The organism is uncultured Polaribacter sp. (assembly GCF_947497125.1).
Taxonomy (GTDB): Bacteria; Bacteroidota; Bacteroidia; order Flavobacteriales; family Flavobacteriaceae; genus Polaribacter.
In genome coordinates, this window is the sequence record NZ_CANMFI010000001.1 from 471,873 (window position 1) to 484,564 (window position 12,692).

The window sequence follows — 12,692 nt, forward strand, 5'->3', positions numbered from 1 at the left end:
TAGCTTTCTTTCTTATTTTTGTACTTATATCAAACACCTTATTTTGAACAAAAGTATCTCAGAAAAAACATTACAAGATTTAGAATTTTCTACTGTATTACAACATGTATCCGAACATTGTATTTCTGGCTTAGGCAAAACAAGTGTAAAAGAGTTAAGCCCTATAATTAGCAAAAAAAAACTTTTTATAGAACTGCATTTAGTCAATGAATATGTAGCTTCTTTTGTAAGTGAAAATAGAGTGCCAAACCATGGTTTTGATAATATAACAGAAAGCATTAAACGATTAAAAATTGAAAATAGTTATATAGAAACTGATGCTTTTTTAAAAATTGCAACCACTTCTTTAACTGTAAATGAGCATCTAAAGTTTTTTAAGAAATTTAAGCTACAATTTCCAACTTTTTTTGAAAGTTCTCAAAAAATAGAGTTAACGACTTACATAGATGATGAAATAAAAAGAATCATTGATATTTCTGGCGAAGTTAAAAACAATGCTTCGAGTGCTTTAAAACAGATTAGAAGAGATATTAACAATATTAGAGGCAAAATAGGTGCTAGTTTTTCGAGTGCTTTATCCAAAGCTGTTAGTGCTGGTTATTTAGATGACATTAAAGAAACAGTAATTGACAATCAGCGTGTTTTAGCAGTCTCTGCAATGCATAGAAGAAAGGTTTCTGGAAGTTTATTAGGTGCTTCTAAATCGGGTAATATTGTTTACATTGCTCCGCAAGCAACGCTTGCTTATAGTAGAGAATATCAAAACTTAATTTACGAAGAAAAACAAGAGGTTATAAGGATTCTTAGAAGTTTAGCAGAAACTATTAGACCTTTTACCTCTCTATTAGAAGAATACATTACCTACCTTGTTCATACAGATGTTGTAGCCGCAAAAGCTAAATATGCTAGAGAACTAAATGCTGTTTTACCAAAAATATCAAAAGAAAAAAGAATTTATTTTAAAGATGCTTATCACCCTATTTTATGGAGAAAGAATAATGCACAAAAAATAAAAACAATTGCACAATCTATAGAACTAAACGAAAAACAGCAAATTATTGTAATTTCTGGCCCAAATGCTGGTGGTAAAAGTATTACATTAAAAACAATTGGTTTGTTGCAATTAATGCTTCAGAGCGGACTTTTAATTCCTGTGCATGAAAGAAGTCAGACCTATATTTTCGATTCTATTTTAACCGACATTGGAGACAATCAATCGATAGAAAATCAACTAAGTACTTATAGTTATCGATTAAAAAATATGCGTAATTTTTTAAGAAGATGTAACGAAAACACCTTGTTTTTAATTGATGAATTTGGTACAGGTTCAGACCCAGAACTAGGCGGAGCATTGGCTGAGATATTTTTAGAAGAATTTTACAGTAAAAAAGCATTCGGTATAATTACAACCCATTACTCGAACTTAAAAGTGTTGGCCAACGAATTAGAAAATGTTACCAACGCAAATATGCAGTTTGATGAATACTCGCTAGAACCATTGTACAAACTTTTTGTTGGCCAAGCTGGTAGTTCTTTTACGTTTGAAGTAGCACAGAAAAACGGAATTCCTTTTAGCTTAATTAACAAAGCTAAGAAAAGAGTAGACACAGAAAAAGTAAGGTTAGATAAAACAATCTCTAAGTTGCAAAAAGAACGCACCAAGCTGCAGAAAAATTCAGACAACTTAGAAAAACAAAAATCTAAAGGACAAGAACACTTAGATAGTTTGCAGGAGAAGGAAGCTAAAATTCAGGCAAAACTAGCAGGCTTTCAAGAATTATATGACAGTAATCAGAAAATGCTTTCATTGGGTAGAAAAACAAACGAACTGATAAATAAGTATTTTCAAACCAACAATAAAAAAGAATTAAATACAAATTTTAATAAGTGGGTAGCAGACTTAAAAGTTAAAAATGCTAAGAAAAACCCAATAGCACCTAAAACAAAATCTCAAAAACAAAAAGCTAAAATTGTAGAAAAACAATTAAAAGAGGTTATTCAGAAAGTAGAAAAAGAAGTTTTACACAAGGTTGTAAAAGTAAGAGAAGAAAAGAAAATTGAAGCCGAAAAAATTGCAAAAGAAAGAGCTGCATATGTTTTTAAAATTAATGACAGAGTAAGAATAACAGATTCTAACTCTATTGGCACAATTGATAAAATAAGTAAAAATAATGTGGTTATAAATTACGGAGTTTTTACCACAAAAACTTCTGTAGAAAAATTAGAATTGGTAGAGAAAGCAAAAAAATAACATCCTCTTTTAAAATATACACAAACAAAAAAGCGCTCTTTACAGAGCGCTTTTTTAATATATAAATTTTTATTTTAAATGTTGCTAGCCAACCAGTCTCCTACTTCTTTGGTACCATAAGCTTTGCCACCATCTGCTAAATCTTCTGTAACAATTCCTTTTTCAAGAGCATTGTTTACAGCATCTCTAATTGCTTGTCCTTCTGCTTGTAAACCAAAGTTTTCAAACATCATTGCAGCAGATAAAACAGTTGCCATTGGATTTGCAATATTTAATCCTGTTGCTTGTGGATAAGAACCATGAATTGGCTCAAACAAACCAATCTTAGCACCTAAAGAAGCACTTGGCATTAAACCCATAGAACCTGAAATTACAGAAGCTTCATCAGTTAAAATATCTCCGAATAAGTTTTCGGTAATCAATACATCATAACTATTTGGCCATTGTACCAAACGCATGGCAACAGCATCTACAAACTCATAAGAAACAGTAACTTCTGGATACTCTTTTTCCATTGCTTGCACAGTCTCTCTCCATAATCTAGAAGTTTCTAAAACATTTGCTTTGTCTACACAACATAGTTTTTTACCACGTGTCATCGCCAATTCAAATCCTTTTTTTGCCAAACGTTGTACTTCTGCTCTTGTGTATACACAGTTATCGTAAGCAGTTTCACCCGCATCTCTTCTACCCTTTTCGCCAAAATAAATTCCACCTGTTAGTTCACGTAAAAAAACCAAATCTGTACCTTCTATTCTTTCTCTTTTTAAAGGAGATTTATCTAATAAAGAAGGAAACGTAAATGTTGGTCTTACATTTGCAAACAAACCTAATTTTTTACGCATTTTAAGCAATCCTTGTTCTGGTCTTACTTTTGCAGAAGGGTCATTATCAAAACGTGGATGCCCAATAGCACCAAATAAAACAGCATCTGAAGACGCACAAATATCATGCGTTGTATCTGGATAAGGATCTCCAACTGCATCAATAGCAGCTGCACCTGTTAGTGCTGGTTTCCAATGAATTTGATGGTTGAATTTTTTAGCAATCGCATCTGATACTTTTACAGCTTGGTCTATTACTTCTGGTCCAATTCCGTCTCCTGCTAATACTGCAATGTTTAATTTCATGTGTTTTTATTAAAAGATTAAATGATTGAAAGATTAAAACTTTCAATTTTTAAATTTTTGAGTTTTTAAATAATATTCAACATTTTCTCTGTGGCCTTAATTGCAGATACTGTTTGATCTGAGTCTAAACCACGTGTTATAAATTCTTTTTCTTCACCTTGCCAAGTAATAATTGTTTCACACAGTGCATCAGAATGACTTCCTGGAGGAATTCTTACTGCATAATCAATCAATTTTGGCAACTCTTTTTTACTATGCGTCTTATAAAGTTTTTTTAATGCGTTCATAAAAGCATCAAACTGACCATCTCCTTGCGCATGTGCTTCATAATGAACTCCTTCTACAATTAATTGCAAAGTCGTAGAAGGCTTCATACCTTTTGCGTGACCTAGCACATAATTTTCTACAACTACTCGTTTTTCAATTGTATCAGAATCTAATACATCAGAAATTATATAGGGTAAATCTTCTTGAGAAACAACTTCTTTCTTGTCTCCTAATTCAATTATTCGTTGGGTAACTTTTTTTAATTCCTCATCATTCAAACTCAACCCTAGGTCTTGTAAATTTTTCTGAATATTTGCCTTACCCGAGGTTTTACCCAATGCATATTTACGTTTTCTACCAAAACGCTCTGGCATTAAATCGTTAAAATACAAATTGTGCTTATTATCTCCATCCGCATGAATACCAGCAGTTTGCGTAAAGACATTTGCACCAACAACAGGTTTGTTTACAGGTATTCTAAACCCAGAAAAGGTTTCTACCAATTTACTTACCTTATGCAAAGCTTTCTCATTTACAGCAATTTTTACATCACTTAAAAAATCATTAATAACAGCTATAACACTTGCCATTGGTGCGTTACCAGCACGCTCTCCCATTCCGTTTATGGTTAAATGCAATCCATTTGCACCTGCTTTTACCGCTTCCATTACATTGGCAACTCCCAAATCATAATCATTATGACCATGAAAATCAAAATGCATGTTTGGGTATTTATTTTTTACTTCAGAAATAAATTCAAACGTTTCTGTATGTGTCAATATCCCAAGGGTATCGGGCAATAATATACGCTCAATCTTTTGTGTAGTTAAAAAATCTAAATAGCTAAAAACATACTCTTTAGAATTGCGCATTCCGTTAGACCAATCTTCTAAATACACATTTGTTGCAATACCGTTTGAGGCTGCTAAAGCTATAGTTGCTTCTATATCTGCAAAATGCTCTTTAGGTGTTTTTTTAAGTTGATGTGTTAAGTGGTTTAGAGAACCTTTGGTTAATAAATTCTGAACTTTAGCACCAGCCTCTAACATCCAATCGATAGATTTTCCTCCATCTACAAAAGTTAGCACTTCTATTTGATTTAAAAAATGGTGCTCTTTGGCCCAAGAGGTAATTTTATTGACTGCTTCTAATTCTCCTTTAGAAACTCTTGCTGAAGCAATTTCAATACGATCTACTTTCAGCTCTTCTAACAATAATTTTGCAATGGTTAGTTTTTCTGAAACTGAAAAAGACACTCCTGATGTTTGTTCTCCATCACGAAGTGTTGTATCCATTATTTCTATTTTCCTCTTGGTCATTTTATTTTTAAAATAAAAAAGGGAGGGCTCTGTCATTTATACGTTAAGAGAAATCCCATAGTATTAGATTTAAAAATTATATAGCTTTATGTGATTTCTCCTTTGTTCGAAATGACAAAACTGGACGTAATCAACTGGCTGCTTTTTCTAATTAATGTCTAAAACGGTCTTGTTTCTGCAAAAGCAGCAATTTCGTTTTCGATATTTTTTAGGTAATCGATATCATCAAAACCATTTAACATATTGTCTTTTTTGTAGGTATTAATCTCAAAAGACTCAGACTCTCCAGTGGCAACTAAAGTTACTGTTTGATTTGGTAAGTCTACGTTGATTTCTGTTTTAGGATCTGCCATAATAGCTGCAAATAAAGTATCTGCAAATTTTGGAGAAACCTGTACTGGCAAAACCCCAACGTTTAAACAGTTATTTTTAAAAATATCTGCAAATGCCGATGAAATAACACAACGCAATCCAAAGTCATACACAGACCAAGCAGCATGCTCTCTAGAAGAACCTGAACCAAAATTTCTACCACCTACTAAAATTTTAGAACCTGCATAGATTTCTTTATTCAAAGGAAAATCTTCTTTTGGGGTTCCGTCTTGATTGTATCTCCAATCTCTAAAAAAGTTGATATCAAAATCTACACGCTCTGTTGCTTTTAAAAAACGAGCAGGAATTATCTGATCTGTATCTACATTTTCTGTTGGTAAAGGATATGCTGTACTTGTTAGGGTATTAAATTTATCGTAAGCCATTGTTTTCTTTGTTTGAAAATTTCAAAGTTTTAAAGTTTTAAAGTTCTTACTATTGCGAACTTTATAACTATTACTTCTCAACTTTTGTACTTTTTAACTTTTATACTAATAATGTTCTAGGGTCTGTAACTACGCCTTGCACTGCAGATGCTGCAGCTACTAACGGACTTGCTAATAAGGTTCTAGAACCTGGACCTTGTCTACCTTCAAAATTTCTATTAGAAGTAGAAACTGATAATTTTCCTGACGGAATTTTATCATCATTCATAGCCAAACATGCAGAACAACCTGGTTCTCTTAAAACAAAACCTGCGTCTGTAATAATTTTATCTAAGCCTTCTTCTTTAATTTGATCTACTACTTTATGAGATCCTGGTACCAACCAAGCAGTTACATTATCTGCTTTTTTACGTCCTTTTACAATTGATGAAAAAGCTCTAAAATCTTCTATTCTACCATTGGTACAAGATCCTAAAAACACAAAGTCTATTTCTTTACCAATCATGGTATCACCTTCGTTAAAAGACATATACCCAAGAGATTTTTTATACGTTTCTACACCACCTTCTACATTTTGTGCAAGCGGAATAGATTTTGTTACACCAATTCCCATACCTGGGTTTGTACCATAAGTAATCATTGGTTCTATATCTGCAGCATCATAATTAAATTCAGCATCAAAAACAGCATTTTCTTCTGTATATAGTGTTTCCCAATATTTCATGGCCTTGTCCCATTCTGCTCCTTTCGGAGTTTGAGATCTTCCTTTAATATAATCGAATGTTTTACTATCAGGAGCAATCATTCCTCCTCTTGCACCCATTTCTATGGATAAATTACAAACAGTCATCCTACCTTCCATAGACATGTCTCTAAAAACATCACCTGCATATTCTACAAAATATCCGGTTGCGCCAGAGGTTGTTTGTTTAGCAATAATGTACAAAGCAACATCTTTTGGAGTAACACCCAAACCTAATTTACCGTTTACGTTTATACGCATCGATTTTGGTTTTGGCTGCATAATACATTGTGTAGACAACACCATTTCTACTTCTGATGTACCAATACCAAACGCAATGGCACCAAAAGCACCATGTGTAGATGTATGAGAATCTCCACAAACAATAGTAGCACCTGGCAATGTTATTCCGTTTTCTGGACCTACAACATGCACAATTCCGTTATTTTTATCACCTAAACCCCAATGAGAAATACCATGCTTGGCTGCATTTTTTTCTAAGGCATCTAACTGATTTGCAGACAATGCGTCTTCTACTGGTAAATGCTGATTTATAGTTGGTGTGTTATGATCTGCAGTTGCAAAAGTTTTTGCTGGATACACAACGCTATTCCCTCTACTTTCTAGGCCTAAAAAGGCAACGGGACTGGTAACTTCATGTATAAAGTGTCTATCAATAAAAAACACATCTGGTCCGTCTTTAACCTGACGTACTACATGTGAATCCCAAACTTTGTCAAATAATGTATTTGCCATTTTCTATTTTTTAATTATTTAGATAATCATCAAGTATCAAAAATACAGTAATCTTCTGTTTTTATCCAAAAAATAGCTAGTCACGAATTATACCCAAAGAATAAAGAAATACATAAAACATTAATTTACAAACACTTAAACTTAATAAAAATACGATGTCTATTATTTTTTATTCTAAAAAAAAGAATGCGAATAGATTTAAGATAGTTTTATAAGTAGCAATTTCGTTTGCAATAATATCAGTATTTGTAAGAAAGAAAACTTTTAATAAAAAACGAATTAATGTACCTTTACAAGCTCTAAAAAGTTTAAAATAATGAAAAATAATACGGTTCTAAATTTTACTAAAAACATTTTAAATAACATGCCAACTGGTTGGTTAGAAACTACTACACATCGGTTAGATATTTATAATGAAAAATTGGCGAAGACAGAATTTTTAACTGAATTAGAAACTTTATTTAAAAACGAAAATACATCCAAAGAAGTATTACAAGAACTACCTACCGCATATGATTACATCCGTTTAGGACACCCTTTATCTTGTTTACTTGAATGGACAATTGCAAAAACACAACAACTAGATCCCGAAAATATTATCTGTTTTTCTTCTAAGACAATGCCAATTTTAGCCATTTTAAGAGCTAATTTATTACAACAAAAAAATACTAAAATATATTATTTAAAAAATACGATCCCCCTATTTGAGTTTGATAAAATAAAAAACATTTACGGTTATCAATTTGAAGTTGTAGCGATTGAGAATACTGATGAAATAACACCGTTTAACGGAACTACCCTTTTTATTTCTGAAAGTTTAAATCTAGCAAATATTAAAACTGATAATAATATTAATTTCTATATTACATCCTATGCAACTTTGGGAAGTATTTTAATTGCAAACAGCTCTAAAAAAAGTGATTACATCTCTGAAATACAACACGTAAGAAGAAGAGAAACTATTGCTATGACACCGATAAACACCCATATAGCATTGCAATCTTTAATAAATAGCAGTGTTATAGAATTAGATACTAACACTCTAAACACAGATAAAGCAAACGTAACAAAAGAGATACAAAAAATAACAAGCTCAGACACCTCTGTGCTAGTTGGCTCTAGCGGATTGTCTATACAGTTCGCAATTGTGATGGGTTTAATTGATGATGCAATTAAAAATTATCCTGATAAAAAAATTAAAATAGTAGTGCCTACAAATTGTTACGGTGGCACCAACGATCAAGCTAGAAGAATTGCCGCTTGTGTTAATAATGTTAGTGTTGTTGATCTTGCTGTTGATGGCAAAAATAACATGGTTAAAAGTATAGATATTGTTTTATCAGAAATTGCAAAAGAAGATGCAATTCCGTTTATTATTGCAGAAATACCTACAAATCCTAGAGTAGAAGTTCCTAACTTAATGGCACTTAAGGAGGTATTAGCTGAAAAGCGTAAAACAGTACAAAATACAGATGCAATTGCTCCTGTTTTTATTTTAGACCAAACATTTTGCCCAAATGTTCACTTTTTAAGAGACCACGATATTTTAGCGCCAATTAAAATAATTTCTTATGCAAGTGGTTCTAAATTTCCGAGTGGTGGTATATGTACAGCCGGATATTGCATTGCCAATAAGAAGGCAAATTATTACATGCCAACAATAGAAAATCACCTTCAAATATGTGATAATGAAGCCACGGAATTACAATATCAAATACTTGCAAAGCAACTACCTTCTATGAACAATAGAATAATTGAAGCGTATAAAAACACTCGTAGTTTTGTAACATTTATAAAAGAAAATTTACCTACGGCAAAAATTAATTTTGTTTCAGATGAATTGGCTGCACAAGGGTTTACACCTTCTGTTTTCTCTTTAGATTTACCAACAAAAGGTAATACAAATGCCGAAAAAGAAGCTTATAAACGTCGCTTAAACAATACGCTAATCAACTTAATGATTGATAAAATACCTCATGAAAGTAAGTATTGTGTAAGCTACGGTCAGTTAAATGGATGTTACTGGACCATCCCTGCTACATCTACACAAGGAACTACAAAAGAGGGCGATAAAGATTATATTGCACGTGTTGCTCTTTCGGCAAACATGGATCTTAATCTTCACAAAGAGGTGTTTTTAGAATTTGTAAAAGGTTTATAATCTAGAAAATGAAAGCTTAAAAATAAAACCTTTCACGTAAACTAATAATTTAAAATAAAATATTAGCCAGCCATCGATAAAGTGTTTTTGAAAAAAATCAAACAAGAACAATAAACTTTTTGTATTTATTCAAAAGAAGCAATACAAAGCGATTGCAATCATTGTTTAATTATATCAATGCTATATCAAACGTTATAAATATGTTGTTTATAATAGAATCATAAAAGCTATTGCAGTAAAAACAATTATCTGTGTCCATTTTAAATACAACCCTATAGAAGGTTTTTCTCTTATAAATGTAGAAACTCTCGCTGCTAAAAGAGATATGCTAGTAAACACGATAAAAGAAACGAGTATAAAAATAAATCCTAAGACATAAAACTGAACAGAAGTTGGTATGCTAGAAGAAAACAAAAATTGTGGAAACAATGCTAAAAAGAACAACGTAACTTTCGGATTTAAGACATTCATAATAAAGCCTTTCTTAAATAGCTGAATACTAGTTGTTTTTTTAACTATTTGATTAGACAGCACTAATTTAGCATCACTTTTATATACTTTAAAAGCTAAATAAAGTAAGTAACTTGCCCCTAAAATTTTTATGAAAATAAAAATATTTTCGTTCTCTTTAATAATCACAGATACACCAAAAGCAATAAGTGTTGTATGAATAAGACAACCAGACATGAGTCCGAAAACTGTTAACAAACCTGCTTTTTTACCATTAGCAATACTTTGTGTAAGCACAAAAATATTATCTGGACCAGGAGAAATTGCTAAAAAAAAGGTTGCAAAAGCAAATGATATTAGCGTCTGTAACATAAATTTTTAATAGAAAGAATAGAAAATATATTTTAGAATAAAATTATAATTCTTCTAAAATAGCTTTATTAATTTTCTTTACCAAACCAGGACCTTCATATATAAAACCTGTGTAAATTTGAACAAGATCTGCACCTGCATTTAGTTTTTCTAAAGCATCTTCTTTAGAATGAATACCACCAACACCAATTATTGGAAAAGATTTATGAGATGCATCTGCCAAGTATTTAATAACTGCTGTACTTTTTTCTTTAACTGGCTGTCCGCTAACACCACCATTACCAATAGCGGATAATTGCTGTTTACTTGCAACTAAATTATCTCTATTTGTAGAAGTATTAGAAGCAATTACACCATCTATTTTAGTTTCATTAACTAATTCGATAATTTCATCTAATTGAATGGTATTTAAATCGGGTGCAATTTTTAATAAAATTGGTTTTTGTATTGCTTCTTTTAAGTTTAAACTTTTACACGCATTGATAAGTTCTACCAAATAATCTTTATCGTTTAATTTTGCATGACTACCAACATTTGGGCAACTTACGTTTAATACAAAATAATCTACATACGGATGTAATTCTTTAAAAACTTTGCAATAATCTTCTGTGTAATTATCAGGGTTTGTAGTGGTATTTTTACCAATATTACCTCCAATAATAAGCTGAGTTTTATTCTTTTTTAAATTCTGAATTACCGCTTCTACCCCATCATTATTAAAGCCCATTCTGTTAATAATCCCTTGATCGTCTTTTAACCGAAATAATCTTTTTTTAGGATTACCAATTTGTCCTTTCGGTGTTACGGTTCCTATTTCAATAAAACCAAATCCGAAGTTTGTTAATTCATTGAATAAAACTGCATTTTTATCAAAACCAGCTGCTAAACCAACAGGATTTTTAAAAGTGAGTCCAAATAATTTTCTTTCTAACTTTTTATCTTCTAAAACATATAATTTCTTAAAAATACTTGGCAAAAAAGGTATTTTACAAAGTGTCTTTATTAATGAAAAAGTAAAATAATGTATTTTTTCTGGATCAAATAAAAAGAAAATAGGCCTTACGATAAGTTTATACATAGGTTGCAAGTTAATTGTAGACGTCTAAAAACTACCTTGCAAAATTAAGTATATTAAACCTTGAAAAGAAATGAATGGTAAAATTTATAATAACAAAAATAAAATCTATCTAAAAAGCCTAAATTTTAGGCTTTTTAAAATATTTAAAAGGTACAAATAGCATACCAAAACATTCGCTATCTTCTTTACCCATATTTTTATGATGAATTTTATGCGCTTTTCTTAAACCTCTTAAATAACCATTATTGGTATTTTTAAACCACTTAAAACGTTGATGAATTAATACATCATGAACTAAAAAATAAGCCAATCCGTAACATAAAATACCCAAACCTATAAAAAATAGATAAGTATGTTCTGTATAGGTACCAAAATAAAATAAGGCAATACTAGGAATAGCAAAAACAATAAAAAAAGCATCATTTTTTTCGAATCCGTTGTATTTAGGTTGATGATGATCTTCATGTAAATACCAACCAAAACCATGCATTACAAATTTGTGTGTACACCAAGTAACACCTTCCATTAATATAAAAACACCCAAAGTAATTAACCCTAACATCTTAAATAATATTTAATTTATATTTTACATAACTTCTAGCCAATAAATTTATTTTCATTGGGTTAGAAATTCGAATTCTTGTATCCATAATTTTTTCTGAAGGAACAGATTTCAACTTTTTTAACAACCTTCTATAATACCTGTAAGCCATGTATACGCCAAATTTAGCTTCTACAGGTAGTTTTAAAATCCCGTTGGTATAAGCATATTCAAAATCTGCCTCAATTTCATCTATAATTAATTGTTTAGATGTTGCATCTAGTTTCCCTAAATCAATATTAGGAAAATAAGAACGATTTAAAAGCTCGTAATCATCCTTTAAGTCTCGTAAAAAATTCACCTTTTGAAAAGCTGATCCTAAACGCATTGCAGCATCTTTTAATTCGTTGTACATGGCATCATTACCATTCACAAAAACCTTTAAACACATTAAACCCACTACATCTGCAGAACCATAAATATAGGCATCATAAGCTTCTTTGGTATCATATTCTGTTTGATGTAAATCTGCTTTCATACTCTTTAAAAAAGCTTGCACCATTTCATCAGGAATATGATATCTATGAATAGTCTGCTGAAAAGAATTTAAAATAGGATTTAAACTTATACCTTGCTCTTTGGCTTGATAATAATCTTTTTCAAAATTATTCATCAGTAATTCTTTGTCATAATCATGAAAAGTATCTACTATTTCATCTGCAAATCGGACAAAGCCATATATATTATAAATGTCTGTTCTAATCTTTGGCGATAACATTTTTACCGCTAAAGAAAAAGAAGTACTGTAACTCTTAGTTACTAACTTACTACAATTATTAGAGACACTATCGAATAATTCTTTCATAT

At 31.1% G+C, this 12,692-nt stretch carries 10 protein-coding genes; 2 read left to right on the top strand and 8 right to left on the bottom strand.

The features are described from left to right. Window positions 1-43: 43 nt before the first annotated feature. Window positions 44-2,251: a DNA mismatch repair protein MutS gene (locus Q0678_RS02205; RefSeq protein ID WP_299053237.1), complete on the top strand. Its 2,208-nt coding sequence runs from the start codon at window positions 44-46 to the stop codon at window positions 2,249-2,251. 74 nt (window positions 2,252-2,325) lie between these two features. On the opposite strand, the gene leuB is transcribed toward Q0678_RS02205, so the two are convergent. The 4 genes from leuB to leuC form a co-directional block, all read right to left on the bottom strand. Then, the gene (gene leuB, locus Q0678_RS02210; protein ID WP_299053239.1) at window positions 2,326-3,381 is read right to left on the bottom strand and encodes a 3-isopropylmalate dehydrogenase; all 1,056 of its coding nucleotides are present in this window, start codon (window positions 3,379-3,381) and stop codon (window positions 2,326-2,328) included. A gap of 65 nt (window positions 3,382-3,446) precedes the next feature. Then, entirely contained in the window at window positions 3,447-4,967 is a 1,521-nt protein-coding gene (locus Q0678_RS02215; RefSeq protein WP_299053240.1) for an alpha-isopropylmalate synthase regulatory domain-containing protein, read from the bottom strand. A 158-nt stretch (window positions 4,968-5,125) separates the two neighbouring features. Then, window positions 5,126-5,725, bottom strand: coding sequence for a 3-isopropylmalate dehydratase small subunit (gene leuD / locus Q0678_RS02220; protein WP_299053242.1), 600 nt, complete (start codon window positions 5,723-5,725; stop codon window positions 5,126-5,128). Window positions 5,726-5,825: 100 nt separating this feature from the next. Further along, complete coding sequence (gene leuC, locus Q0678_RS02225) at window positions 5,826-7,223, bottom strand: 3-isopropylmalate dehydratase large subunit (RefSeq protein ID WP_299053245.1); 1,398 nt, start codon at window positions 7,221-7,223, stop codon at window positions 5,826-5,828. Between the two features lie 316 nt (window positions 7,224-7,539). Here leuC and Q0678_RS02230 point away from each other — a divergent pair, with 316 nt between their 5' ends. Beyond that, window positions 7,540-9,384: a PLP-dependent transferase gene (locus tag Q0678_RS02230; RefSeq protein ID WP_299053247.1), complete on the top strand. Its 1,845-nt coding sequence runs from the start codon at window positions 7,540-7,542 to the stop codon at window positions 9,382-9,384. Between the two features lie 207 nt (window positions 9,385-9,591). On the opposite strand, the gene Q0678_RS02235 is transcribed toward Q0678_RS02230, so the two are convergent. The 4 genes from Q0678_RS02235 to Q0678_RS02250 form a co-directional block, all read right to left on the bottom strand. After that, on the bottom strand, window positions 9,592-10,206 hold the full coding sequence (locus tag Q0678_RS02235; RefSeq protein WP_299053250.1) for a LysE family translocator: 615 nt from the start codon (window positions 10,204-10,206) through the stop codon (window positions 9,592-9,594). 43 nt (window positions 10,207-10,249) lie between these two features. Further along, on the bottom strand, window positions 10,250-11,284 hold the full coding sequence (locus Q0678_RS02240) for a quinone-dependent dihydroorotate dehydrogenase (protein WP_299053253.1): 1,035 nt from the start codon (window positions 11,282-11,284) through the stop codon (window positions 10,250-10,252). Window positions 11,285-11,402: 118 nt separating this feature from the next. Beyond that, window positions 11,403-11,846 carry a sterol desaturase family protein gene (locus Q0678_RS02245; protein ID WP_299053255.1) on the bottom strand — a complete coding sequence of 148 codons (444 nt, stop codon included), beginning with the start codon at window positions 11,844-11,846 and terminating at the stop codon, window positions 11,403-11,405. Between the two features lies 1 nt (window position 11,847). Then, window positions 11,848-12,690 (bottom strand): phytoene/squalene synthase family protein, encoded by an 843-nt coding sequence (locus tag Q0678_RS02250; RefSeq protein ID WP_299053258.1) that lies wholly within the window; start codon window positions 12,688-12,690, stop codon window positions 11,848-11,850. Window positions 12,691-12,692: the final 2 nt, after the last annotated feature.

What these genes read in the sequence shown, in the direction of transcription:
- Q0678_RS02235 (WP_299053250.1), bottom strand. Translation starts at nt 10,206, where the DNA reads ATGTTACAGACGCTAATATCATTTGCTTTTGCAACCTTTTTTTTAGCA.
- Q0678_RS02245 (WP_299053255.1), bottom strand. Translation starts at nt 11,846, where the DNA reads ATGTTAGGGTTAATTACTTTGGGTGTTTTTATATTAATGGAAGGTGTT.
- Q0678_RS02240 (WP_299053253.1), bottom strand. Translation starts at nt 11,284, where the DNA reads ATGTATAAACTTATCGTAAGGCCTATTTTCTTTTTATTTGATCCAGAA.
- Q0678_RS02230 (WP_299053247.1), top strand. Translation starts at nt 7,540, where the DNA reads ATGAAAAATAATACGGTTCTAAATTTTACTAAAAACATTTTAAATAAC.
- leuD (WP_299053242.1), bottom strand. Translation starts at nt 5,725, where the DNA reads ATGGCTTACGATAAATTTAATACCCTAACAAGTACAGCATATCCTTTA.
- leuC (WP_299053245.1), bottom strand. Translation starts at nt 7,223, where the DNA reads ATGGCAAATACATTATTTGACAAAGTTTGGGATTCACATGTAGTACGT.
- Q0678_RS02250 (WP_299053258.1), bottom strand. Translation starts at nt 12,690, where the DNA reads ATGAAAGAATTATTCGATAGTGTCTCTAATAATTGTAGTAAGTTAGTA.
- leuB (WP_299053239.1), bottom strand. Translation starts at nt 3,381, where the DNA reads ATGAAATTAAACATTGCAGTATTAGCAGGAGACGGAATTGGACCAGAA.
- Q0678_RS02215 (WP_299053240.1), bottom strand. Translation starts at nt 4,967, where the DNA reads ATGACCAAGAGGAAAATAGAAATAATGGATACAACACTTCGTGATGGA.